This window comes from Shimia sediminis, assembly GCF_003990645.1.
Classification (GTDB): domain Bacteria; phylum Pseudomonadota; class Alphaproteobacteria; order Rhodobacterales; family Rhodobacteraceae; genus Shimia; species Shimia sediminis.
This window is the reverse complement of record NZ_RYZK01000012.1, coordinates 79,525-104,760: the sequence shown is the minus strand read 5'-3', so window position 1 is coordinate 104,760 and position 25,236 is coordinate 79,525. Positions and strand designations below refer to the sequence as shown.

General features: G+C 58.0%; 23 protein-coding genes and 1 pseudogene. 9 read left to right on the top strand and 15 right to left on the bottom strand.

The window, feature by feature from the left end; genetic code table 11:
- Positions 1-10 precede the first annotated feature (10 nt).
- From EK369_RS19090 to EK369_RS19070, 5 genes are read right to left on the bottom strand one after another with little or no spacing between them, the layout of a single operon-like run.
- Positions 11-2,302, bottom strand: a complete 2,292-nt coding sequence (locus EK369_RS19090; RefSeq protein ID WP_127115867.1) for a molybdopterin-dependent oxidoreductase — start codon at positions 2,300-2,302, stop codon at positions 11-13.
- Positions 2,303-2,320: 18 nt separating this feature from the next.
- Complete coding sequence (locus tag EK369_RS19085; protein ID WP_127115866.1) at positions 2,321-3,412, bottom strand: 3-hydroxyacyl-CoA dehydrogenase family protein; 1,092 nt, start codon at positions 3,410-3,412, stop codon at positions 2,321-2,323.
- 2 nt (positions 3,413-3,414) lie between these two features.
- Positions 3,415-4,620 (bottom strand): beta-ketothiolase BktB, encoded by a 1,206-nt coding sequence (gene bktB / locus EK369_RS19080; RefSeq protein WP_127115865.1) that lies wholly within the window; start codon positions 4,618-4,620, stop codon positions 3,415-3,417.
- 33 nt (positions 4,621-4,653) lie between these two features.
- A complete protein-coding gene (locus EK369_RS19075; protein ID WP_127115864.1) occupies positions 4,654-5,007 on the bottom strand; it encodes a hydroxyisourate hydrolase in 354 nt (117 codons plus the stop codon).
- Entirely contained in the window at positions 5,007-6,743 is a 1,737-nt protein-coding gene (locus EK369_RS19070; protein WP_235871485.1) for a thiamine pyrophosphate-binding protein, read from the bottom strand. The genes EK369_RS19075 and EK369_RS19070 overlap by 1 nt, the downstream gene beginning before the upstream one ends.
- Positions 6,744-6,975: 232 nt before the next feature.
- Here EK369_RS19070 and EK369_RS19065 point away from each other — a divergent pair, with 232 nt between their 5' ends.
- From EK369_RS19065 to EK369_RS19040, 6 genes and pseudogenes are all read left to right on the top strand, one after another.
- On the top strand, positions 6,976-7,908 hold the full coding sequence (locus tag EK369_RS19065; protein ID WP_127115863.1) for a LysR substrate-binding domain-containing protein: 933 nt from the start codon (positions 6,976-6,978) through the stop codon (positions 7,906-7,908).
- A gap of 144 nt (positions 7,909-8,052) precedes the next feature.
- Positions 8,053-9,222, top strand: a complete 1,170-nt coding sequence (locus tag EK369_RS19060) for an acyl-CoA dehydrogenase family protein (RefSeq protein ID WP_127115862.1) — start codon at positions 8,053-8,055, stop codon at positions 9,220-9,222.
- Positions 9,223-9,224: 2 nt separating this feature from the next.
- Positions 9,225-10,025 (top strand): enoyl-CoA hydratase, encoded by an 801-nt coding sequence (locus tag EK369_RS19055; RefSeq protein ID WP_127115861.1) that lies wholly within the window; start codon positions 9,225-9,227, stop codon positions 10,023-10,025.
- A gap of 54 nt (positions 10,026-10,079) precedes the next feature.
- Complete coding sequence (locus tag EK369_RS19050) at positions 10,080-10,532, top strand: OsmC family protein (protein WP_127115860.1); 453 nt, start codon at positions 10,080-10,082, stop codon at positions 10,530-10,532.
- 137 nt (positions 10,533-10,669) lie between these two features.
- Positions 10,670-11,701: a YeiH family protein gene (locus tag EK369_RS19045; RefSeq protein WP_127115877.1), complete on the top strand. Its 1,032-nt coding sequence runs from the start codon at positions 10,670-10,672 to the stop codon at positions 11,699-11,701.
- Between the two features lie 218 nt (positions 11,702-11,919).
- A pseudogene (locus tag EK369_RS19040) lies at positions 11,920-12,603 on the top strand (IS6 family transposase).
- A 203-nt stretch (positions 12,604-12,806) separates the two neighbouring features.
- Here the strand turns inward: EK369_RS19040 and EK369_RS19035 are convergent.
- The 3 genes from EK369_RS19035 to repC form a co-directional block, all read right to left on the bottom strand.
- A complete protein-coding gene (locus tag EK369_RS19035) occupies positions 12,807-14,039 on the bottom strand; it encodes a type II toxin-antitoxin system HipA family toxin (protein WP_127115859.1) in 1,233 nt (410 codons plus the stop codon).
- Positions 14,039-14,443: a helix-turn-helix domain-containing protein gene (locus tag EK369_RS19030; protein ID WP_235871484.1), complete on the bottom strand. Its 405-nt coding sequence runs from the start codon at positions 14,441-14,443 to the stop codon at positions 14,039-14,041. The genes EK369_RS19035 and EK369_RS19030 overlap by 1 nt, the downstream gene beginning before the upstream one ends.
- 311 nt (positions 14,444-14,754) lie before the next feature.
- A complete protein-coding gene (gene repC / locus EK369_RS22205; protein WP_235871483.1) occupies positions 14,755-15,132 on the bottom strand; it encodes a replication initiation protein RepC in 378 nt (125 codons plus the stop codon).
- A gap of 290 nt (positions 15,133-15,422) precedes the next feature.
- Here repC and EK369_RS19020 point away from each other — a divergent pair, with 290 nt between their 5' ends.
- Entirely contained in the window at positions 15,423-16,316 is an 894-nt protein-coding gene (locus EK369_RS19020) for an IS481 family transposase (RefSeq protein WP_127115858.1), read from the top strand.
- Between the two features lie 51 nt (positions 16,317-16,367).
- Here EK369_RS19020 and EK369_RS19015 read toward each other — a convergent pair whose 3' ends face one another.
- From EK369_RS19015 to EK369_RS18990, 6 genes are read right to left on the bottom strand one after another with little or no spacing between them, the layout of a single operon-like run.
- Complete coding sequence (locus EK369_RS19015; RefSeq protein ID WP_127115857.1) at positions 16,368-17,219, bottom strand: alpha/beta fold hydrolase; 852 nt, start codon at positions 17,217-17,219, stop codon at positions 16,368-16,370.
- The gene (locus tag EK369_RS19010) at positions 17,216-18,667 is read right to left on the bottom strand and encodes a M81 family metallopeptidase (protein ID WP_127115856.1); all 1,452 of its coding nucleotides are present in this window, start codon (positions 18,665-18,667) and stop codon (positions 17,216-17,218) included. The genes EK369_RS19015 and EK369_RS19010 overlap by 4 nt, the downstream gene beginning before the upstream one ends.
- Positions 18,668-18,677: 10 nt before the next feature.
- Positions 18,678-19,217: a TRAP transporter small permease gene (locus EK369_RS19005; RefSeq protein ID WP_127115855.1), complete on the bottom strand. Its 540-nt coding sequence runs from the start codon at positions 19,215-19,217 to the stop codon at positions 18,678-18,680.
- Positions 19,218-19,221: 4 nt separating this feature from the next.
- Positions 19,222-20,199 (bottom strand): TRAP transporter substrate-binding protein, encoded by a 978-nt coding sequence (locus tag EK369_RS19000; protein ID WP_127115854.1) that lies wholly within the window; start codon positions 20,197-20,199, stop codon positions 19,222-19,224.
- A gap of 38 nt (positions 20,200-20,237) precedes the next feature.
- The gene (locus tag EK369_RS18995) at positions 20,238-21,524 is read right to left on the bottom strand and encodes a TRAP transporter large permease (protein ID WP_127115853.1); all 1,287 of its coding nucleotides are present in this window, start codon (positions 21,522-21,524) and stop codon (positions 20,238-20,240) included.
- Complete coding sequence (locus EK369_RS18990) at positions 21,521-22,657, bottom strand: NAD(P)/FAD-dependent oxidoreductase (RefSeq protein WP_127115852.1); 1,137 nt, start codon at positions 22,655-22,657, stop codon at positions 21,521-21,523. Before EK369_RS18990 ends, EK369_RS18995 begins: the two co-directional genes overlap by 4 nt.
- 130 nt (positions 22,658-22,787) lie before the next feature.
- Here EK369_RS18990 and EK369_RS18985 point away from each other — a divergent pair, with 130 nt between their 5' ends.
- The gene (locus tag EK369_RS18985) at positions 22,788-23,372 is read left to right on the top strand and encodes a helix-turn-helix domain-containing protein (protein WP_235871482.1); all 585 of its coding nucleotides are present in this window, start codon (positions 22,788-22,790) and stop codon (positions 23,370-23,372) included.
- 157 nt (positions 23,373-23,529) lie between these two features.
- On the top strand, positions 23,530-24,345 hold the full coding sequence (locus EK369_RS18980) for a bifunctional allantoicase/(S)-ureidoglycine aminohydrolase (protein WP_127115850.1): 816 nt from the start codon (positions 23,530-23,532) through the stop codon (positions 24,343-24,345).
- A gap of 32 nt (positions 24,346-24,377) precedes the next feature.
- On the opposite strand, the gene bhcR is transcribed toward EK369_RS18980, so the two are convergent.
- Entirely contained in the window at positions 24,378-25,226 is an 849-nt protein-coding gene (gene bhcR / locus EK369_RS18975; protein WP_127115849.1) for an HTH-type transcriptional regulator BhcR, read from the bottom strand.
- Positions 25,227-25,236 lie beyond the last annotated feature (10 nt).

The following is a 25,236-nucleotide window of genomic DNA, read 5'->3' as shown; positions in this document are numbered from 1 at the left end:
GAACGGACATCTACTTTTGCTGTGTTGAAAGGGCGAGAGGGGGTGTTGCATCATCCTGAAATGGTCGAATTTGAACCAGGCAGGAATGGGCCGAGGGACCTTGGCCAAGCGCCGATGTGCCGACATCGGGCGTCAGGACATTGGGGTTACCGCCCAGGCAGCGTCCGTTTGCGTCCGGGTCAAACCATGCCCCGGTGTTTATGCGCAGAACACCGGCCCGGATGTCGGGGTTTACGACCACGCAGGCCAGGATAGCGCCGCGGGAGTTATGAACCTCGACGCGCATGCCGTCTTCGATGTCCAACCTTGTCGCGTCGGAAGGAGACACTTGGATCGGCTCCAAACCGCGGATTTTATCACCTTTGCAGACCGATCCCTGATCGAGCTGAGAATGCAATTTGTTCTGTGGCTGGACACAGAGCAGATGAAGCCAGCTATCGTCCTTGCGATTGCCCAGCCATTCGTCTGGCGCGCGCCACCAGGCGTATCCAGGGCAATCAGCATCGCCAAACGCAGATACGGTTTCGGAAAACAACTCGATCTTACCGGATGGGGTTTTCAGCGCGTTTGCGTTCGGATCTGCGACAAACTCCTGCAGCATGATGGTCGGTTTGTCGGGCATCTCGACCTTGGCCCACCCCTGCGCACGCAAGGTTTCAAGCGAAGGCAAAGACAACCCGACCTCGGACAAGCGCTGTTGAGAGCTATGATAAATCCAGCGTTGCCAATCTTCTGCCGAACGCCCTTCGGTAAAGGCCTGGCCAAGCCCCATGCGGTCCGCAATCCCCGACAGGATGTCATAGTCGTTGCGGGCTTCGCCTGCGGGTGCAACAGCCTGCTCCATGGCGACCACATAGGCATCACGTGGCGAAAGCGCGAGATCTGATCGCTCAAGGTGATTGGTGCAGGGCAAGACGATGTCAGAGTGGTTGGCCGTCGCGGTCCAGCACCAGTCTTGCGTGATGATTGTGTCGGGCCTTTGCCATGCCCGACGCAGTCGATTCAGGTCCTGATGGTGGTGAAACGGATTGCCACCGGCCCAGTACACCAGTTTGATTTCGGGATATTGTTTTGTTTCCCCATTGAAACGATATGTCTCGTTGGGGTGCAATAGCATGTCGGCAATCCGCGCGACGGGGATGAAGTCTTTGACCGGGTTTTCGCCCTGGGGCAGAGACGCATAGGGCAGGTGCTGACGTCGCGCACCAATCCCGTTGGTGGCGCTGTACCCAAATGCGAAACCTGTGCCCGGCTGGCCGATTTGCCCCAGCATTGCCGCAACGGAGATTGCGGCCCAATAGGGCTGCTCACCGAACCTTTGGCGAGTCAGCGACCAACTAACCGAGATCATCGTACGCTTGGTCGCCATGTCTCGCGCCAGAGCGCGGATTTCCTCGGCGTCAACGCCGCAGATTTCGGCCGCCCATTCCGGGGATTTCGCGATGCCGTCGTCTTGACCTTGCAGATAGGCAAAGACCCGATCGCTCCCCACTGTGTAGCGTTCCAAGAACGCGTGATCCACCCTGTCGATCCGCAGCAGTTCGTGCCCGATAGCCAAAAGCATCGCGGTGTCCGTGCAGGGGCGTATAGCCATCCAGTCCGCCCGGGCCTGAGGTGCTATGGCACTACGGTCCGGACTGACATTGACAATCCTCACGTTGGCGCGCACGGCCTCCATCAGGCCTGCGCGCTGGATGTGACGGCCGATGCCGCCATTGTCGATTTGCCCATTTTTCAGAGGGATGCCGCCAAAGGCGACCAGAAGCTCTGCGTGCTCGGCGACGGAATCCCAGCTGGTCGTGGTGTTCAAGAACTTGCGATAGTCGCCAAGGATATGCGGCACGGCCACCTCAGCGGCGGCGAAGCTGTAGGTATTGACTGACTTTGTGTAGCCGCCGATGCAATTCAGAAACCTGTGAATCTGGCTTTGCGCATGGTGGAAACGCCCAGCCGAGGCCCACCCATATGACCCGCCATAGATTGCCTGGTTGCCAAATCCCCTGCGAACACGATCCAATTCTGCCGCTACAAAGCTTTCGGCCTGTTTCCAGCTGACCTGCACAAAGGGCTCTTTGCCGCGCAGGTCGGTGCGCGCGCCGGGCCCGTCACGCAACCAGCTTTCTCGCACCATCGGGTGCAGGATGCGCGTGTCGTCCTGCATCGCCGAAACAATGCCCTGCCCAATCGGCGAGGGATCGGGGTCTTCTTCGAAAGGCAACAGGGCCGTGACCCGCTCGTCTTCAACCTTGACGCGATATGCGCCCCAATGGGTGCTGGTCAGCGGCAGTTTTTGTTCTGGCATGGCGGGTCTCGGAATTGTTCAGTTGACGAGGCTTTGCAGTGGCGCTTTCAAGTGGCCAGTTTTGCCGGGCGCAACCAGACCAAGCAAGCGGGTTGTTTCCTCAAAGCCCAGATTGCGCATCATCTTGACGGGGCCACTGGCAAAGGTGAAGGCCTTTTCCGCACCAGTGTCGATGTCCTCAGCTGTGGCGACGCCCTCGGCGATTTCGTCCAGCACCGCATAAAAAATCGCACCACGCAGCCTGTCGGAAATGGCCGCCGCCGCGGCCGGGTCCAACTCGGCTGCTTCGATGTCAATTTCCCACAAGGCTTTGGCCTTACCTACACGGACGAACTCGGGTGAGGCAGCGTAGAATTTACCGAGGTGCGCGAGGTTCTGCACCGCCGTCAGGTTGATGCTGGGCTTGACGATGTTCATCACGAAAAACGGTCCAATCGCGACGCCAAGCGTGTCCTTTGCAACTGCGTCGATCTGGGCGTGCGTGCCCAGGCCTGCCTCGAGACAACGAACCGCCTCGTTGGTGTAGGGGCAGAAGAACCGGTTCAGCGCAAAGCCGCTTTGGTCGAGGCAGCGGATCGCGATCTTGTGGCATTGCGCTAAGAACGGCAATACAGCATCAAGCGTGGCGTCGGCCGTCTGGGTGCCGCGAATGACTTCGACAACCGGGTTTACTTCGGCGGGGCTGAAATAGTGCAGCCCACAGAACCGTCCCTTGTGGATCAATGCCTCGGCTATGTGGTCTACTTTGAGTGCGCTGGTATTAGTCGCCAGGACGCAGGCGTCGGATACGATGGTTTCGAGCGTTCCGAAAACCTGGCGCTTGACGGACATGTCTTCGAACACCGCTTCGACCACCAGATCGGACCCTGCAAGAGCGGCGATATCACAGGATACCGTCAGGCGGTTGTTGACCGCCTCTGCTTCGGCCTCGGTCATGCGGCCCTTGTCGACTTGGCGAGCCGTGTATTTGGTCAGTTGGGCGGCGGCGCGTGTCAACGCCTCTTGCGAGCTGTCGGACAGGGTTACGTCAAAGCCACCCATGGCGGCGGTGATTGTTATGCCAGCGCCCATGGTGCCTGCGCCCAGGACGCCGATGTTTTGAATGTCCATGATTATGTCGCCTCGGAGTTTTCAATGACCACTGAGATGCCCTGACCGCCGCCGATGCACATGGTGGCCAGCCCGTAGCGTCCGCCAATCCGACGCAACTCATAGATCAACTTGATCAGGATGATCGCGCCGGATGCGCCGACTGGGTGACCCAATGCAATCGCGCCGCCATTGGGGTTGGTAATCTCAGCAGGAAAGCCCAGCTCCTGCGCCACGCCGCAGGCCTGCGCGGCAAAGGCTTCGTTGCTTTCGATCACCGAAAGGTCCGCAACGGTCAGCCCGGCAATCGAGAGCGCCTTTTGGGTGGCTGGAATGGGACCAAGCCCCATGACTTCGGGCGCGACGCCGCCAACCGAGGCTGCGCGGATGATCGCCAACGGCGCGCCGGGGGCTGCTGCTGCGGCTTCTTCTGACGCCAGCACCAAGGCGGCAGCGCCATCGTTGATGCCAGAGGCGTTGCCGGCAGTGACACTGCCGTCCTTGCAGAAGGCCGGACGCAATTTGCTCATGTCCTCGGGCTTGATATCGGTGCGAACATGTTCGTCGGTGTCAAAGTTGACCACGCCTTTGCGTGTTTTTATCTCGACCGGCACAATCTGTTCCTTGAAGCGCCCCTCGGCGATGGCTGAGGCCGCGCGGTAGTGGCTTTCCACGGCGAGCGCGTCCTGGGTGTCGCGGTCGATGCCCATGCGTTCTGCAATGTTTTCCGCCGTAACGCCCATATGACCGTTGCCAAATGGGTCGGTCAGCGCGCCAGTCATCATGTCAACAGCCTTGACGTCACCCATCTTGGCGCCAAAACGCCCGGCATTCAGCATATGGCCAACCCGGCTCATGCATTCTGCGCCCCCGGCTAGGGTCATCGAGGCATTGCCCAAGGTGATCTGTTCTGCTGCCGAAACCACTGCCTGAAGCCCGCTGCCGCACAGCCGGTTCAGTGTCAAAGCTGGTGAGGTTTCCGGAACCCCGGCGCCAATCGCAGCAACCCGGCTGATGTACATGTCGCGCGGTTCGGTGTGGATCACGTTGCCGAAGACGGTTTGGTCAATCTGGTCGGGGGAAACGCCTGCGCGGGAGATCGCCTCTTGAGCGACATGGGTTGCAAGATCGCAAGGGGGTGTACCTGCAAGCGATCCGCCAAAGGTGCCAATGGCCGTGCGTACTCCGGACAGGATGGCGATATTCATGAGAGAGGGGGTTTGTGTCATATGCTCAATCCAGGGGAGGGTCTGACGCTGGTTTCAGTGCGACAGCCATGTTGAATAGGTGTTGGGGCCAAGGATGACCGGCATGTGATAGGCGCCTTCGGCGTCGGACATTTCGAACCGCAGAACGATCTGGCGGATGTGCCCGGCGGTGGGCGCGGCAGCGGCCTGGGTCGCCCAATAGGCCGCAGTGTCCATCACCAGTTCATAAGTTGCGGCAGTGTCGATCTGATCGGCGGGAATCTCCCGGCGCAGGCGACCGCCCGCGTCGGTTTCCGTTTCGAAGATCAGTTCGGCGCCCGCCTCGGCCAACTTGACGAGCGTGACGCCGATGCCACCCGCGTGGGTACCATCGACGCCGTTCAGCGTATGGGTGGACAAGGTTGCCATTATTCGATCGACGCCTTGTCGCGCTTGTCAGCGGTTGCGGCCACGATTGGGCTGATCACGCCGCGACATTTGACATTGACGCAGGCGGTCTTGCCGCTGGAGATCGCGCGCTGGATGGCGCCGGACAGGTCTTCGCGCTTGGTAACCAACTCGCCATAGCCGCCCATGCCTTCGAACAGGGTGTGAAAGGGGATATCGCGGAAGTCGGTTGCATAGTGTTGGCCGTTCTTGAACAGCTTTTCCTGTTGCTGGCTGATGCAGTCCAAACCGCCGTTGTTGTCGATTACCACGACAATTGGCAGGTTTTCTTGGAAACAGGCCTCAACTGATAGGCCACCAGACAAAAAGGCGCCGTCGCCCGAGACCACGACCACAGTCTTGTCTGGGTGGACGTTCTTGGCCGAGAGCCCAAAGGAAACGCCGACACCCAGTAGGCTGTAGTTGCCCGGATGCATGATGCCGCCCAACTTCAGGCCACGCTTGGCGGCGATATTGGTGGCAATCTCGTTCCAGAAATGGGTGTTACCGCCGTCAAAGACCAGCCAGTCACCGTCTTTCATCTCGGCTTGAACATCCACGCCCAGTTGGAGTGGATGCATTTTGCACTCACCCGCTTGATGTTTGGCGTCTTCTTCTTCCAAATGGGCGGTCCACTCCGCAACCCAGTCGCCGCGGCGTTGGACCTGCAGGTCAAACCAGCTATCCCAAGTATTCTCCAGTGCACCCATGGCATCCAGGAAAGCGCCTGGGTCTGACAGCAACGGCATGTCAGCGCCATGGTTGTAATCCAGCTCTTCATGGCTGCCGTTCACGCAGATCAACTTGGTGCCCTCTAGAATGAAAGGCGGGTTGCCAAAGTTCATCTGATTGTCCAGTCGACAGCCGACCATAACTACTACATCTGCCTCGTGGATCGCCGGTTTCGAGGGTTGGAACTGATGGAAGTCCGCAAGGCCAATGTAGCATTCGCTTTCTTCGCCAAGGTTCTTGGTGTGATAGGGCACGTTATAGACCGGCACCCGCAGCTTGTTGCAGGCCTCGGCCAGCTTGCCTTCGGTCTTAGACCACCACACACCATGGCCGGCGATCACCACAGGACGTTCGGCATTCTTAATGGTTTCCAGCACCGGCGCCAGCGCCTCCGGGTCGGGCCAAGCGCGCGGCAGCGGTTGTGCAGTGCGGTTGAACGGGCGTTCATCCAGCCCGGCATCCTCGGGGAAGGACGAAAACATGATGTCGACGGGCAGGGCCAGATGCACCGGGCCGGGGTAGCCGGTAGTGGCGGCTTTCCATGCACGATCAACGAACTCACTAATCCGGTTGCCGTCGACGATCTGTTCAGAATACTTGGTCAGAGGGGCGGCGATCGCCACGTCGTCAATCTCTTTGAAGCCGCCCGATCCCTGGCGCTTCAAGGTTGATGAACCGGTCACGAAAATCACGGGCGAACGCTCGCCCCAGGCTTCGAGCATTGCGGGAACGGCGTTGGCAAAGCCTTCGGGACCGACGATGCAGAGAGTCGGCTTGCGGGTGATGCGGGCGTGGCCGTCAGCCAAATGGCCAGAGATCTGTTCGTGCGGGCAGTTGATGACCGGCATCTGGCATTCCATGAAACCCTCAAGTGCGGGATTGCAGAAACCGCCGGCCAGCGTAAACGCATGGTCGATGCCCTTTTCCTTGAAGGCACGCGCCAAGAGCGCGCCGCCACGCAACATATGTTTGGATTCCATGTTCATCTGAACCTCCGGCAAGATCTTCTGAATGCATCCCGGGCCCGAAGTAGAAACGAATTGTCGCGCAGGCCCAGGTTTGGGCAAAGATTGCGTGTGCAGAGTCGCTTGCACAAATCCTATTGAGTGATAATCGTAATAGCAGTTTGTTATGACAGGCGCCGCCGGAGGTTACATTCCATGATTGCCGGCTGTCTGGTCTGACCGTGGTAGCCCAGGACAAAGATCGGAGTTCTTCATGAAACTCATCCAATTGCGATATTTTTGCTCGATCGTCGAAAATGGCGGATTTATCGCGGCCTCTCGCGAACTTTTCATTGCTCAACCCGCGCTAAGCCGACAAATTGTCGATCTCGAGGCAGAGATCGGGGCGGAACTCTTGGTGCGTGGGCCAAGCGGCACGCAGGTCACCGAGGCAGGTCGGCGGTTTTACGGCCACGCCAAGTCTATTCTGGAGCATGTCGAACAAGCCAAGAACGATGCGAGCAGCGCCGCCGGCAAGCTGGCTGGCGATATCATGATTGCATTGCCCGTCGGCATGGCTGGCATGCTGGCCGCGACGATTGTGCAGGCTGTTGAACGTCTTTATCCCGATATCAACGTTGCGATTATAGATGGACTGGGGTTCGAGGCGGGGCAAGCGCTTGAGTCGGGCAAAGCAGATTTTGGCGTGCTGCCCAATGTCGGCCGCCTTCAGGATGTTGCCTTTGAACCTGTGGTACGCGAAGAACTGTTTCTGTTTTCTAAGCGCCAAGGCGGAGAACCTGACAATTCCGACCTGCGGTTGGCGGAACTGGCGCACTTCGATCTTGTGATGCCAAACAGGCGTGTGCATGTGCGTCGCGCACTGGAAGATGCCATGTTGGAAACCGGTAAGTCCCTCAAGGTGCGGTACGAACAGCAATCACTCTTAACCATTCGCGGCATGGTCATGGCGGGCGTCGGCGCAACCGTACTGAACTGGCCGTCGATGGCCGACATACTTGTCATGGGAGAGATTGACGCACGCCGCATCGTTGATCCCAAGCTTTCACGCAACGTGTCTTTGGCCGTTCCGAAAATCAGACCGCTCACGCCGGTTTCGCAGGCTGTTTATAACGTCGTGCGCGACGTGCTGATTTTGGAAGTACGCAAGGGACATTGGAAAGGTGAGGTGATCGCACCCAAGTGACTTTGACCAATCTCGCAGTGTGTCATAACAAAATCAGATCACCTAGATAGCCACAAAAAATTAGTCCGCCCGGCGGCTTGTTCCTAGGGTTCATTCAACTTTCACATCGGCCCGCGGGTCGATTTGCAGATTTGGCGGACAGAAATGGCGAACCTTCAAATACCTACGTCCGGCTGGATGGATGACGAATTGCAAATGTTGTCTGACGCTTGTGCGCAGTTCTACAAACAGGAATGCGAACCCCACTATGAAGACTGGGAAAAACAAAGTTCGTTCCCTCGTTCGTTGTGGGAAAAGGCGGGTGAAATGGGATTGCTCGGCGCTGAGGTGCCCGAGGAGTTCGGCGGACCCGGGGGTAGTTTTGCCCACGATGCGGTAATCGCCTATCAGGGGAACCTGGCAGGCATTGACGGCTGGGGCGGCGGCCTGCACAACTCGATCGTGATCCCCTACATCATCCAATACGGGTCAGAAGAACAGAAAAAGTCGATCCTGCCCCGCATGGTTTCGGGCGAATTGATTGGCGCCATCGCGATGACGGAACCAGGTGCAGGTTCTGATCTGCAAAACATCAGGACCGTGGCCCGCAAGGACGGCAATCACTATTCGATTTCAGGCTCCAAGACCTTTATCACCAACGGGCAGTTGGCCAACTTGATTGTCGTTGCCGCCAAAACTGATCCGACGGCGGGTGGGCGCGGCATTTCGCTTTTCGCGGTTGAAATCGATCAGGTCGAAGGTTTTCGCCGTGGCCGCAATCTCGACAAACTGGGAATGAAATCCAACGACACCTCCGAGCTGTTCTTTGACGACATGCGGGTACCGGCCTCGGCCCTGATTGGTCCGGAAGAGGGCAAAGGTTTTGCCCAGATGATGGAACAATTGCCGCAGGAACGGCTGCTGATTGGCGTCTATGCGGTGGCGAGGATGGAACGGGTGCTGCGCCTGACATTGGATTACGTGGACGAGCGCAAAGCCTTCGGCAAGAAGATCTCGGATTTCCAGAACACCCAGTTCGTGCTGGCTGAATGTGCCTCTGAGTTCACCATTGCCAAGGTGTTCCTTGATCACTGCATTTCCGAGCATCTCGAAGGGCGCCTGACCACGGAAAAGGTTTCGATGGCAAAATACTGGCTAACCGAACTGCAAGCGAAAATCATCGACCGATGCCTGCAATTGTTTGGTGGCTATGGGTTGATGGCGGAGTACCCGCTGGAGCGCATGTATCGCGACAACCGTATCGAGCGAATCTACGCGGGAACCACGGAAATCATGAAATTGGTTGTCGCACGCGGCCTGCTAAAGGATCAATGAAGATGCAAGATTCGGAAGCCATCTTGCAGGTCGCTGTCGCAGGTCATGTTGCGACGCTGACCCTGAACCGGCCCGCTGCCCGCAACAGCCTATCGATCGACATGCTTACGGCCCTTGGTGACGCGATTGCCGAGTGTGGTGCGCGCACAGATGTCAAAGTTATCATCTTGGCCGCCAATGGTCCGGTGTTCTGCGCCGGCCACGACTTGAAGGAAATGACCGCAGCGCGAAGTGAAACAGATGGCGGCAAAGCCTTCTATCAGAAGACAATGGAGATGTGTTCTGCCACCATGCAGACCATCGTAACCTGTCCAAAGCCGGTGATTGCCGCAGTGCATGGAGTTGCGACGGCGGCAGGGTGCCAATTGGTGGCAAGCTGTGATCTGGCGATTGCTGCAGCGGGCACGCAATTTGCCACTCCAGGAGTAAATATTGGTCTGTTTTGCTCCACGCCGATGGTTGCGCTGTCACGCAACGTTGGGCGCAAGCAAGCAATGAAAATGTTGCTAACGGGTCAGATGACCGATGCCAGAAGCGCCCGCGATTGGGGCCTAATCAGCGACATCGTCGCTGCAGAGGACCTGATGGCTACAGCGCAGGAACTGGCGACACAGATCGCGAGCAAGTCCGGACACACTTTGCGCATCGGCAAAGAGGCCTTTTACGCCCAGGCCGAAATGCCTTTGGCTGAGGCTTACGACTATGCCACGACCGTCATGGTGGAAAACATGATGACCGACGATGCCCGAGAAGGCATTCAGGCGTTCCTCGAAAAGCGCACGCCTGAGTGGCAGCCACTCTGACTCACCGGCCCTTTCGCGGCCCGCATCCACAATTCTGCCAAAAAGGATACCCCAATGTCCGAACTCTCAATTGATCTCAATTGGTCGCGCAACACGCCAAATCTTGCTCCTGGCAAGATCGATAACGGCCATGATATTACGTACAATTCCTACTACACGTTGCCAGGTGACGCCGCGCCTGACTGGGGTGGTGATGCGACGGCAACCAATCCCGAACAGGCTCTGGCGGCGTCGCTGTCGAGTTGCCACATGATGACCTTCCTTGCGCTGGCGGCCAAGGCCGGCTGGCCTGTCGCAACCTATGCCGACCACGCCGAAGCTTATTTGGGCAAGACCGACAAGGGCCTGATGGCGGTGACCGAGCTGAAACTATCGCCCCTCGTGTCGTTTGACACTGGATTCAGTATTTCCGGAGACGAGATCAAAGAAATGCATGAGCGCGCCCACCGCTATTGTTTCGTCGCGAATTCTGTTTCGGCAAGGATGACGATCAGCCCAGTTGTCTAAGCTAAGGCAGCCAAGGCTTTGTTGACGGACACATGCCCGACGAACCTCCCTGGCGAAGCAATCTGCTTCGTATGACTAGCGCCCACAGATGCGGCTATCTTCACCTGTGGGCGCCCTTTTCTCAAGGAGCCAAACGTATGGAGAAAACGATTTCTCCGGCTTCGGCGCGGCTACAAAACCTGGTTTCTACTCTCGGGCCGGGATTTCTCGTTTCCGTAATTGTAGCAATTGCGGCGAAATTTCTGTCCGAGCACTATAACGCGCCCGCCATGCTAATGGCTTTGTTGCTGGGAATAGCCCTGCATTTTCTGGTTGAAGAAAAGGACAATTCCTGCACTGCCGGTGTGGACTTTACCGCACGGACCGTTTTGCGGTTTGGGGTCGTTCTGCTTGGGGCCAGGATCAGCGTTGAACTGATGATGGGGCTTGGAGCAGAGTTGATAGCGGTCGTCGTTACGGGGGTTGTTTTGACGATTCTTTTTGGCCTGCTCGGCGCAAAGATTTTGGGCCGGGGCTGGCGGTTTGGTCTTTTGACCGGGGGATCCGTGGCGATCTGCGGGGCATCTGCCGCCATGGCTATCTCTGCTGTTCTACCCAAAAACGAACATTCCGAACGCAACCTGATCTTCACGGTTCTCAGCGTTACGATCCTTTCCACTCTGGCAATGATCGCCTATCCCATGCTGACCAAAGCCATCGAATTCAGCGACAAATTGTCGGGTGTGTTCATTGGGGGCACCATTCACGACGTGGCGCAGGTTGTTGGCGCTGGGTTTTCGGTGTCAGAACGGACCGGAGAAGTTGCGACTCTGGTTAAGCTGATCCGCGTGGCCATGCTGGCGCCGGTTGTGGTAATTATTACTTTGGTTTTGCGTCAATCTTCAGAGGCGGGCAGGTTGCAGGGTAAGCGGCCTCCGATCCTTCCACTCTTTGTCATCGGGTTTCTTGGATTTGCGGGGGCAAATTCGATGGGCTTGATACCTGAAACCATGTTGGGTCTGTTTTCGGGCCTCTCCCGTTGGGCGTTGCTGGTATCAATCGCTGCTGTCGGAATGAAAACATCTCTCAAAAGCGTGTTAGAGGTTGGTGGGCAAGCAATTGTTTTGATTATTGCCGAGACAGTCTTTATCGCCTTGTTCGTACTGCTAGCAGTGACGGCTTTGGATTAAGAACATCTGGTTAAAAGGCTGATGTCACTGTACCCTAATTACTCAGAATCGCCTTTGAGATTTTTGTTTGTTTTCAGCAGCAGGCTGTACCCCAAATTTTCATGTTTTCCGTTAATTGCCATACTGTACCCTTAATGGTTCTGTCGCAAACATTGTCCCTACCTGTCAGGTCGAATGCATTTCTGGTAGCGCGCTTTAGAACTTGACAGGAGCGGGCCGTGTCGACCTCATTTAAGGGTGCGCACTTTCCGAAGGACGTGCTCTTGCATGCGGTATTCTTCTGCCTGCGCTAAGGTGTTTCCTACCGGGATCTGGAAGAAATCATGGCGGAACGTGGCGTTGATCTGGATCATGCAACGCTAAACCGCTGGATCAGTCGATATGCAGGCCTCATTGCTGAAGCAGCGCGGTATAGAAAGCGTCCCGCCAGCCGTTCGTGGCGAATGGAGGAAACCTATGTGCGGGTCAAAGACAAATGGGTTTATCTTTGCCGAGCGATCGACAAACACGGCAAGACCCTGGATTTCATGTTGTCCGAGCGCCGGAACAAAGCTGCTGCGACGAAGTTTTTCGCCCTCGCGCTTGAGGTGAACGGTCTGCCGCGCAAGATCGTCATCGACAAAAGTGGTGCCGATACAGCTGGCATCAAGGCGATCACCAAGATGCTCAAGAGCTTTGGTTGTCCAATCCCGATCGAGATGGTCAGGCGCAAATACCTCAATAACATCATTGAGCAGGGTCACCGATTTATCAAACGCCGAATCCGACCCATGCTGGGTTTCAAATCCTTCGCTTCAGCCGCGTCTGCCTTGGCAGGTATAGAACTGGTCAGCATGATCCGCAAAGGTCAATTCACGCCCGGACTCCGTCCGTTTCAGCAGTTCATCCAACTGGCGGGATAAACCGTTCGCCAAATCCACTGATGCTTTGACATCTAAAAAATTTGCGACAGAACCGTGCAAACATCTGGAATACATGTTGAGATGTTCCGCCTTACCTGATCCGTATGAACCTGACCAATGCCACAGTTTTGTAGGGTTCCTCAGTGGCTTTTGCCCTCAGGCATTCATCGAAGCAGCAAGCAATTTGTTGCAACCGGATCAGCTTACAATCCGAGAGCCGTCTCCATCCTCTCATGTTCAAAGGCTGGTGCGCATCTTCTATGCGCAGCCCCGGTAATGCCATGCTGTCGAAGCGTTTCGCCCCAGGTTTCGGTTACGGTATTGGCCATTTCCCTGGCCATAGCCTTGGCATCAGCGGCCCCAATATCAAAAAAGGGCGCGGCATCTATCACCGCTTCCACGGAAGGCTCAAAGCCATGAATGTCGCTGATCCCCGTTTCCAATGTGGGTTGCCTGCGTGGCTGCGGGTTTACGTCAAACATCGGTGACAGGCGCCAACGGTTGTCACGAACATAGAGCAATCCATGATTTTTCAGGTGATCATCGGTGTTTGTGATCAGCACGGTGAACAACAGACGCCACCAAAGCTCCAGAATGTCCCTTTCTGGTAACACAGACCTTTGCCGCAAAGCATCCGCAATGTCGGTGTAGTAACCATGGGCGGAACCTCTTTTCCCCAAAGCGGTACGGGCCGACATATATGGCAGACGACCACCTTGGCGGCGATCAAAGCGCTTTATGAGTCCGACAGGGTGCCTGCTCGCCGCCAGCTCAAGCCGTGCCTCCGGTGTTCGAATACCGACCGCGCGCGCCATTGCGAGGGTGGCAATTTCCAACCTTTCGACGGGCCATGTATCATCAATCGAGGTAAACTTTGCGATCCACAGGTCATCGCCATCCTCGACATTGGCTTTGGGGCGCGCACCGCCAAGTGAACCTGCCGCACCCACAAGATCACGCGCTTCGGCTTCAGCCCCATCCGGATCCCGCTCATACCGTGCTGCGATCGCACGAAGCTCTTCAATATTTGCCAGGCGTGGCACAGGGGGCTGATCCGGGTGGAACACATCACCCTTTTCATTCAAAAACCGCAAGGCTCCCTGGCGGGCCCTGTCATCTGCGGCAACCAGATAGTCAAACTCTGTCGCTCCCTCGCCATGCACCCGGCGAATGAGTTTACGTCCCCAACTATCAGGCGATGTATCTGCGAAGGGCCCCGCCAGGACATCCCGACGACGGCTGTCGCGCCCCTCAGACGAAGAGTGAAAAGGCGCGCGGCCGCGCGGCATGTCCGGCGCGAGATCAAATCCTATCGGGTTTTCGAGCCATCGTTCATCATAGATGAACGTGGAATGAGACCGGCGCCCATCAGTTTCAAAAATCAAACGACCGACGGGGATACAGGCATCCCCTAGAACAACAAAAGCCTCAGGCATTAAAATGCTGTCCCTTCATCATCATCAAAAACGACTGGCCCCTTTGCGGTGTCTTTTAAGTTAGCTGGGGTGGCCTTTGTGCCCTTGCTGGTCCGCGCGGAAGCCGATGGACCGCGCTGCCGGATGCGCTCCGGGAGTTTCTCCCTATCCAGTCCGATGCCGGTGGAATCCGAAGATGGGTCTGCGATCTCGGCCAACCGTTCCAGCATTCCCAGAGCCAGAAGCGCCATAGCAAAGGTCTCAAGCCGGACGCCACCATCGCCCCGCTCAAGCTTTGCAAGAGTCTTGTCGCTGACACCAATCCGGCTACAGAAATCCGCAACCGACATGCGGCGCCTTTTGCGCGCCGTCTGGATATCGCGACCGAGCTGCGACAAAGCGGACTTAACTTGTAACGAGCTCACAACACTCTCCAAGGGTTACACCGGATATTTTTCCGGCTTGAAAGCCTTAGTCCGGAATTTTCTCCGGTATACAGCCCCACCTCACATAAATCAAGGTTCCACACCGTAATCCGCCTAAAACTCCGATCTAAAACCCTTAAAGCGAATTTTTCTCCGAGTTATTAGGGGTGCAACCCGCATCCCCTCCCCTGCCCCATAATCCACAGCTGAGCACACAGACGGGCCCTCGAAAAGCTCGGACTCATATTTGCTAAATCCCGCAGATTCTCTGTTTAGTAAACCTGCGGACATCGACCGGCGAACCGCCATCGTCATGCCGCCTGCCCACTGAGCCTGCCATAGAAGCTGCGCTCGAGATGCAACTCCCCTGCCCCGGCTTTCTGGACAATACCACGCAGATATCCGCCTGGGGACGCCACTTCACCGGCGCAATGCTTGTCAAAAGTCAGAACCAGCGCTGCTGTTGCAATTTGGGGTCCAAGACGGGTCTGTGCGAGATTCCAGGCGTGCTCGGACACGCCGATCATCGGCCAAAGTTGCCCGGCAACGCGATGAAGATCGCCCCACTCCTTCCGATACCCGCCCATATTGCGTGCCCAGGACGCGAATTCTGGACAAGCCTGCATCACAGTCGGCAAATCAAGTGCTGTTCCTCGTGTCTTGCGGGCCTCAGTAACCCAATCTTCCAACTCCCTATCCACCTGCTCTTCGGGTGGCGCATTGGGCACCACGCCCGCCGCTTGCTCAGTTTCTGAGCGATTACAGGTTACAGGATTAAGTTGGGTTGTAATTAAGTATATGAGGTTCAGAATTGACCTCTCTGGGGTTCAATTCTTGAGTCTTTTCACTGACTTGTTCGATGGTTTCAGCGGCGTTATCCACAACCTCATTCGTCTGAGTTCCCTTGAGAATTGTAGATATGTCGGTACTCGCGGGACATTTTCTTTAACCTCCCAATTTTGGGACGAAGGAGATGTTCATGAACACAGACAAACGCGAGATTCGGCGCAAATTGCGCATCCTTCGCTACGCAGAAGAACACGGCCATGTTGCCAAAACCTGTCGATACTTTGGGATCGCTCGTTCTACGTTCTATCGATGGCGCCAGGCCTATGCGGAACGTGGTGAAGCCGGTTTGATCAATGCGCCGCCGATCCCCAGGTGGCATGGCAACAGAACGGCGCCAGAGCGTGAAGAGAAGGTGCTGTATCTTCGTCGCAAATACCACCTCGGCCCAATGCGGATCGTCTGGTATCTGGAGCGCTACCACGACATCAAGATCTCGGATGCAACGGTTTCCCGCATTCTCCGTCGCCATGGGCTAAGCCGACTTCCGCGCGGCACCCGCATGCGAAAGGTTCACACGAAGCGGTATCAGAAACAGGTTCCTGGGCATCATATCCAGATGGACGTCAAATTCCTGACATTCAAAGGTAAAAAGAGAGAAAAGGTTCGCCGGTTTCAATACACGGCAATCGATGACGCCACGCGCGTGCGCGCCCTGAAAGTCTACGAAAAGCACACACAGGCTAATGCCATAGACTTCGTAAATCATGTCATCAACAGGTTCCCGTTTCGTATCCGGGGAATCAGGGCCGACAATGGTCATGAGTTCCAGGCGAAGTTTCATTGGTATGTCGAGGATCTGGGTATTCGCCACGCCTACATCCGACGCGCAGCGCCCCAGTTGAACGGGAAAGTCGAGAGATCACATCGTTCAGATCAGCAGGAATTTTACCAACTGCTCAGCTACAAAGGTGACGTCGATCTGGAAACCAGATTGCGCGAATGGGAAGCTTTCTACAACTTCCACAGGCCGCATGGAGCACACAACGGAAAAACGCCTTACGAAGCTCTCAGAGAAAAGCTATAACGGTAACCCAAAATGTCCCACGGGTAGCCGCACCTTACATTGCGACAGAGCCTATCGGCAACGCTCCTTTTCGGTGCCCCAGTCCGGGCCGGTTCCGGTCAGGCCAAAGGTTTGCTCCAGCAGTGCCGTGTAGTCTGCCGGACGTGCGACATAGGGAAAGTGCCCGCCGCTTAGAAACCGATAGGCAATGCCCGGGTTCAACTGCGCGCGCACGGCTAAGCGCATCTCGGCCGGGATCAAGGGATCATCATCGGCTTCGATGGTGACAATCTGATCCGCCGTGTGCGGCACCGGGGGGAGCGCGGGTGCCTGCTTTAACGCGTCCAGCCGTGCGCGCAACTCGGGTTCCAGAATGCGCCCGCCTGCCTCAGCAAGCAGCAATTCCACAAGATCTGCTTGGTCCGGATGTGCCTGACCCCACGCGGACAATCCGGCGCCAAACCCTGCGCGCAGCTCTTCAATTGGCGCGGCCTGCAGGTCCAGCGAATAGGGTGGGCGTTGGTCCAGCCCCACTGCGGAATGCAGCGTGTTGGCGGCCAACAGGCGCGTAACGCGATCGGGTGCAGCACCGGCAATGTACTGCGCCAGATACCCACCGAGAGATGACCCCAGGATCGCGGCTGCGGGGATGTTCAGATGATCCATCAACCCCTGAATATCAGCAGCCCATTCGGCAATGCCGCCGGAGGAAGGATAGCTGACCGTCACGATCCGCAACCTGTCTGACAGGGCCTCGATCTGGTTCCAGAAGATATCGCCGCGACCAAGGGTGCCCGGGATCATCAACAGAACCGCACCAGAGCCGACATCCCGGTAGCCCCAGTCACGCCCATTCAGCAGGATGCGCAGTTCCGGATGTTTGGTTGCAAACGCATCACGCGCTTGGATCAGTGGGTTGGTCATGAAAACGGGTCCTCGATGGCGGGCCAATAGGTGCGGCTGCGCTTGGTGTAGGGAATGTTGGCAAAGTCCGGCGTGATGGCGCCGGGGGTGGCGACGGGGATGATGCTGGCCGCCATCGGTGCGAACCCCGCCTGGTAGTGGTTCGAAGATTTGACGCAGACGTATTTGCGCTGCGTAAGGTCGATGCCCAGCTTTTCAAAGGCTTCGGGGTGAAAGGTTTGTGTGCGGGTGTCGTTGATCACGATGTCGATCCCGTTCGTTTCCACCCAGACACATTCCCCCATTGGCGCAGGCAGCTTGCCAAAGCGCTGGGTCAGGCCCGATGCCAGCTTGCGCACGGTCACCCGCAGATCGAGCGGATCGCCGGACATGGGCCCGCACTTCCCGCCAAGCCGCAGGTCCAGTGTTGCGCCCTCGCCCGCTTCTCGGCAAATGCGCACTGCCACCGGGTCCCAGAAGATGCCGGTTGCGATGCTGGTCATGCCCCGCGCCAGCATTTCGCGCAGCATGAAGGTTGCGTCAGACGGTGCACCGCCGCCGGCGTTGTCCGACATGTCTGCCAGTACGATCGGACCCTTTGGTGCGGCTTCGGCCTGATCCAGAGCGCGGGCCAGGTCGGGAATGTCGCGGTGCAGCTCATGGCGCATGGACCACAGGGCTTGTCCCAGGCGGGTTGCCTCGGACTGCGCGAGGTCGGCATCTCCGTCGCATATTGCCAGGGCGCGGGTTCCGACCCTTGGGTGGTCGCCCCAGGGAAACCCATGCGCAATCGACAGCGACAGAACGCCATCGTTGGCCTCGCGCGCCTGCATGGCGTCGACAAAGCCACGCATCGGCTGATCCGGCGTCGGCATGGCAATGATCATGCGACAGTCATAGTCCCGCATAACCGGTTGCGTGACACCAGTTGCCGCGTCGCGGGCCAGGGTGAACAGGTCCGCTGCGCGTTCGGGAACATCTATATGTGGATATTCTTTGTAGGCGACCAACAGCGTCGCGTTGTCCATCATCACCTCGGTCAGATGACAATGCGGGTCCAGCAAGGCCCCAATCACGGCATCCGGCGCGAGGGCACGGCAGGCGGCAATCAGATCACCTTCGCAGTCATCATAGCCATCGGCAATCATCGCCCCGTGCAGCGTCAGCAGGATCACGTCCACCGGCCCGCTTGCACGCAGATCAGCCAGGATCTCATCGCGAAACGCCTCGTATACCGGACGTACAGTAGGTCCCGAAGGCTGGGCATGGGCAGAGAGGGATTCAACGACGTCCCAACCCAGCTCTTCCGCGGCATCGCGCCAGATGTGCAGGGGGCCAGTCCAGTACTGAACCGGGTCCTGCGTCGCATTACCGTGGTGGATCAGCCCCTCTTCAAACCCCAAAAGGCCCGTGGGCATGGGGGAGAACGAATTGGTTTCCGTCGACAGACCAGCCATGAACATTTTCATCAGAGGCACCTCATTCAGCCGTGGTTTTGGGAGAGACATACTGTCCCGTGGCGCGCATTAGAAAATCCGCAAGCGCATGGATCAGGATGATGGAAAACGCCAGTGGAACCGCGGCGGTGAACCATATCATGGCCACGTCCAGCATCTCTGCCTGCCTGCCAGCAGACCGCGCCAGAAATCCCCGCGCCATGTTCATCTTGGCCCCAAAGACCGAGTACCAGATGATCGGCGTGGCAAAGGCCAGCACGCCGATGCCCCGAAAGATCGTCAGCGCCATGCCGGTCTTGCCGCCAATCTCGCGCATATCCGGAAAGAGAGACGGGTCCGCACTGGCCCGAAAGGCGCAGGAGGCGCCCAGCATTCCGGCCCAAACCATGGCGCGCCGTGCCAGTTCCTCGGTCCAGACCGGGGGGGCGTCGAGCACGTAGCGCGCCAACACCTGCCAGCTGGCGGAAAAGGTCATTACCAACACCGCCAGCACCGCCCCCCAAAGGGCGATGCTGTTCAGACCAGCAGAGAACCGATCAACGATCTGGGCCAGCTTGCGCATGGGTTTAGTTTCCTTTGGCTGCTTCCCAGGCCGCGATCTGTTCGGCGCTCAGCAATCCGCTTTCATAGGCTGGCCCCGAGGCTGCACGAAACTCTTCACGAGCCTCTTGCGACATGCGCACGACAGCAACTCCGGCGGCCTCAAGCTTTTCCAGAACGGCATCCTGGGTGCCCAGCCAGTTCCGGTTTGCCGCTGTCGCAGCCTCGGCCGCGGCATCTACGGTGGTGCGCTCTTCATCGCTTAAACCCTGATACCAGTCTTCCGAGACGATGGTGATCCGCAGCGACGGCGAAATGCCTGCATCGGTATAGTGTTTGATGAACTCCGTGTGACCGAACAACAGCGGCACAAAGGCCGGGTTCAGGTAGCCATCCGCCACCCCGGTTTGCAGCGCGTTCGGCACCTCGGCCCAGCTTACGATGGTGCCCGCAGCGCCCCATGCCTCGTAAAGGTCGATCTGGCTTTCATCGAGGGCACGCATGCGCAGGCCGGCCATGTCGGCGACCGAATTCACGGGCTTCTTGGTGTTGAAGATGCCCGAGGCCTGTCCGACGTTGTTCACCGCGATCACGCGCACGCCGCTGGGGGTGGTGGCCGCGTTGATCTTGTCCAGCATGCCCCCTTGGTTCAGGGCGCGGTCCACCTGGGCCTGATCTTCAAAGAAATAGGGCAGGCGCATACCGTAGATCAGTTTGTCGAGCGAGCCGACGATACCCAGCGGCGACATCGAGACTTCGAGCAACCCCTGGCTGACCTGGTCAAACAGTTCGTCATCGCCCCCCAGCGCGCCACGCTGAAACTCTTCTGCGGCCATACCGTGGTCGTTGAGATAGGTGCTGAATGTGTGTGCCCAGACATAGCTGCCGGACCCCTCCAGATCCTGCGGGCTGTCCAATGCGATTTTGACCTGGGCCGAGGCCGCACCTGCAAATGACATAGCGGCGGCAACGGCAAGCCCGCCCAGAATTTTCGAATACTTCATGATTTCCTCCTCGTTGAATGCTTGGATCTGCCTTTGGGTCAGCCTCCTGCCAGACCAAAGGCGCGTGGTAGTGCAAGGCACAGCGCAGGCACCCTGACCAACAGGATCAGGACACCAATCTGCACCAGAACAAACGGAATGACGGCCCGTGCGAGCTTCCAGTAGTTCACACCGGTCACCGCGGACACGACCATGAGGCACCCCCCCATCGGCGGCGACACGAGGCCTATGCACAGATTGAAACACAGCACGATGCCCAGGTGCACGGGATCAACACCCTGGGCCAGGGCCACCGGTGCCAGCAGGGGCACCAGAAGCGCCAGCGCCACGGGGATATCCAGCACCATGCCTGCGATCAGAAAGATCACGTTCATGACCAGCATGTATTCCATTGGACCAAGCCCAAGCTCGGCCACGGTGTTGGAAATCGCCTCGGGGATGCGCTCGAGCGCGCCGAGGTGACCCAGCGCGGACACCGCACAGATGATAATAAAGATGGAGCCTGACAGGGTTGCGGTGCGCCGAAGCGCTTCCAGGATCGAGGTGACTGTCAGCCCCTCATAGAACCACCCCGCCGCGAGGGCGGCAAAAACCGCGACCGCCGCTGCTTCGGTGGGTGTGGCAAGACCAAAGACGATGCCACCCAGAATGATCATCGGCAGCGACACGGCAGGCAGAGATGTCAGCAAGGTCGGAAAGAACGGCGGCATATCGGCTTTTTCAACCCGGGGGTGCTGATAGCGCCAGGCAGTAATCGCGTTCACCACAATCAGTGCTGCCGCCAGAACCAGCCCCGGAACAATGCCCGCCAGGAACAGCGACGTCACCGATGTTCCCATCAGGGCGCCATAGAAAATCAGGATGATTGACGGCGGCACAATCGGTCCGATGATGGACGAGGCCGCCGTGATCGCGCTGGCGTAGGTCAGGCTGTAGCCGCGCTTTTCCATCTCGGGCACGAGGGTGTTAGAAAGGGCTGCCGCATCAGCCACTGCGGAGCCGGAAATGCCTGCAAAAAACACCGAGGTCATGACGTTCACATGACCCAGCCCGCCGCGCAGTCGCCCGACGAACGCCATCGACAGGTTGATCAGCGCCCCGGTGATGCCGCCCCGATTCATCAACTCGCCCGCCAGAATGAACAAGGGCATTGCCATGAGGGCAAACACATCCACCTTGGAGAACACCTGTTGCGGCAGGATCGCCAGATATCGGGCGTTGTCCGTGGCAAAGAACGCAAGAACCGCAGCCCCGCCGATGACATAGGCGATCGCCAATCCGGACAGCAAGAAGACCAGCGCAACCACGGGCACCAGATAAATCATGCCGCCACCTCATTGCGCCGTAGCATCAGGTCAGCCGCCGTGACACCTTCGTTCAGAATATCCGAGGGGATCGGCGTTTCCGTGATCAACGCAGCGGCAAACCGGGCCAACGCGGGCGCAGATTGAATGCCATAGCCCCCCTGTCCGACCAGCCAGAAAAAGCCTCGGGCGTCGGGATCAAAACAGGCGTATGGCGCGCCGCCCGGAACAAAGCTGCGCAGACCCGCCCATTTATGCGAAATCCTGCGGATGCTGAGATCAAAGGCCGTCTCGATACGGTCGACGCAGATGGCGACGTCCATTTCGTCTGGTTGAACGTCACAAGGGGGTGACTGGGTTGCATCCGCAGGCGAGATCAACAAAAGGCCAGCATCGGGTTTTAGGTAGAACTCTTCGTCGACGTCCACGACCATGGGCCAATCGTCGATATGCGCGGTTTCTGGCGCTTCGACCAAGATGGCCGTTCGCCGTTTCGGCATAAGCCCGACGGGCGCGACGCCTGCCATCTCGGCCACGTCGTCTGCCCAGGCCCCGGCAGCATTCACCACGACCGGCGCCTGAACCGGACCAGTGGGTGTGTCTGCACGCCACAGGCCATCCGAATACTGCAGGCTGGCCACGGGTGACTTGAGCCTGATGTCACTCCCCAATGCGCGAATTGTCTTGAGGTAGTGTTGATGCAGCGCGTCGACGTCAATGTCTGCCGCTTCTTTGTCGAACACGGCCCGCGACACGTAGTCGGACCTGAGCAAGGGCGACATGTGGCACGCCTCTTGGGCCGTTGTTGGGACAACGCTATCCCCTAAGAGGTCTGACAATTTCTGGAGCGCTGCGTGTTGGTCCGACCTGGCAACGAACAAAACGCCCCGGGGACGCAACAGGCCCTCTGGGGCCTCAGTGCCGTCAGTGGCCCGAAAGAACCGTTCGGACGCCCGTGTCAAACCACGGATCACCGGTGGGCCGTAGGCCTTGGTGAATTGGGCCGCGGACCGGCCCGTCGTGTGATACCCGGCTTGCGTTTCGGCCTCTAACAGCACCACCGTACCGGTTCTGGCCAGCTCGGCCGCCACCGAGGCACCAGCGATGCCGCCACCGATGACGATTTGGTCGACTGTTTCAGGATCGTTTGGCATCAACCGCTCCAGGCAGACAAGAAAATACGGCGTGTCCAAAAACAGTATCACCAATTTTCCAATTGGAAAGTTTTATTTTCCGATAAGAAAATTTCTTGGCCTTTCAGCCGTTTGCGGGTATTTCAGAATGATGACCGCTTCGAATCCCTCCGAGAATTCCCGGCTCCAGTTTGGGCGACGGTTGCGACAATTGCGCAAGGACAAGGGCTGGACGTTGGTCGAGGTTGCCGAGAAGTCAGGGCTTGCCGTTTCGACCATTTCCAAGGCTGAGCGCGGGATCATCGCATTGACGTACGACCGCCTGGAGCTGTTGGCCAACGGGCTGGGTGTTGACCTGGCCGCGTTCTTTCACGCAGGAGGAAAACGGTTCGAGCCGGGCAGTTTCGCGATTGCGCGAAAGGGCGAGTTTCGCCGTCAGGAAACCCAGAATTACGTCTACGACATGCTGTTTCCCGATGTCTGGAACAAATCCATGAGTCCGATGCTTGGCACACTCAAAGCGCATGAGTTCGTCGACTTTGAAGAGTTTGTCCGCCACCCGGGTCAGGAGTTTCTGATGGTTCTGGAGGGCGCTGTTACCGTATTCGCGGAAAACCGCATGCCGGTTGTCTTGCAGAAGGGTGACAGTATCTATTTCGACAGCGCTATCGGGCATCTTTATGCGTCTGACAAGGACATCGGCGCCAGTATTCTGGTGGTGTGCGTCGCGGACTGACCCGTCGAAGATCAGCCCGGCCTTTTTCACAAAAATTCATACAGACCGGACATATTGTCAAAATTTCCGGAAAGGAGTTGTCGTATCTTTGTGACTGGAACAGTGGCGCGGCACCCCGCATATTTTGCACATCTTATCTCTGTTTGCAGGATCTTTTATGAGCACCAAGTACTACGCGCCAACCGGGGGGCACCCGGGCCAAGAGCAACTGCTCACAGACCGAGCCGTTTTCACGGATGCCTATGCTGTGATCCCCAAGGGCACCATGCGCGATATCGTGACCAGCTTCCTGCCTTTCTGGGATCAGACGCGCCTCTGGGTGCTGTCGCGCCCGTTGTCGGGTTTTGCGGAAACCTTTTCCCAGTACATCATGGAAGTGCAGCCGGGCGGGGGATCGGACCGCCCCGAAACCGACCCCGGGGCCGAAGGTGTTCTGTTTGTCGTCGAAGGCACGGCGACCCTGCGGGTGGGCGGTCAGACGCACGAGATGACGCCCGGCGGATATGCGTATCTGCCGCCCTCATCCGACTGGACGCTGCATAACATGAGCACTGAAACCCTGCGGTTCCACTGGATTCGCAAGGCCTATGAGGCGGTTGACGGGCTGGATGTCCCAGAGGTTCTGATCCTGAATGAAAAAGACGTGACGCCAACGGAGATGCCGGGCACCGATGGCAAATGGGCCACGACACGATTTGTCGATCCGTCAGACCTGCGTCACGATATGCATGTGACCATCGTGACCTTTGAGCCCGGCGCGGTCATTCCGTTTCTGGAAACCCACGTGATGGAGCACGGTCTTTACGTGCTCGAGGGTAAGGCTGTCTATCGGCTGAACACCGACTGGGTCGAGGTCGAAGCCGGTGACTACATGTGGCTGCGCGCGTTCTGCCCGCAGGCCTGCTATGCAGGCGGCCCGGGCAGGTTCCGTTATCTGCTTTACAAGGACGTCAACCGCCACATGTCTTTGTGATTTGCGGCCCTGTCGTCACCCCAGCAGGCGACCTAGGTTTGCGGTTGCGTAACCATTCCGCCGATGGCAACCGTTAACTCATGGGCGGCCCGGGCGACCGGCTGGCTCAGACGTTCGATCTCTGTCGGGCCCACCCTGCTGGTTGGTCCGGACACGGAAATTCCCGCAATCGCCTCTCGGTTCATATCAAAGACCGGCGCCGCGATGCATCGCATGCCCAGGTTCCTCTCTTCGTTGTCGACCGAGTAGCCGCGCCGGCGCACCAGTTCCAGATCACGCCGTAAAGCGTCCGGATCGGTGATCGTCTGGTCGGTGTAGGTCTCAGGGCGGCTGGCCGCCAACAACCGGTCCAGCCTGTCAGCGTCCATATGGGCCATCAGGGCCTTGCCAATGCCCGAGGCGTGCATCTGTGACAAGGTTCCGGGTGGAAAGAAGGCGCGGATGCTGGCGTAGGTCTCGACCTGGCTGAGGAACAGCACAGCGCCCTCCTTTTCAATCCCGAGGTTCGCGGTCTCTCCCGTTGCCTCCATCAGCCTGCGCATGATCGGGCGCGCGCGGTCAACTAGGCTGGTCCGCCGCAGGAACCGCGCACCAATCACAAAGGCCTGCGGGCCGATATGCCAGACCTGTTCTTGAGGATCGAACTCGACAAGACCCCGCCCCTCAAGCGTGACGAGAATGCGGTACACCGTTGCCGGAGACTGGCCCATTTCGTCAGCCAACTGCGTCAAAGGTTTCCCCTGGGCTTCGCTCAGGTATTCAAAAACCTCCATGGCCCGATCCAGGGATTTAATCGTATTCTGCGCGGTCTTGTCGTGCCAGTCCCGCGGCCTCCCCCGGGCCTTTTTCGCCCGAGATTCGCCAGTTTCTTGGAAATCCATAAGAAGCCTA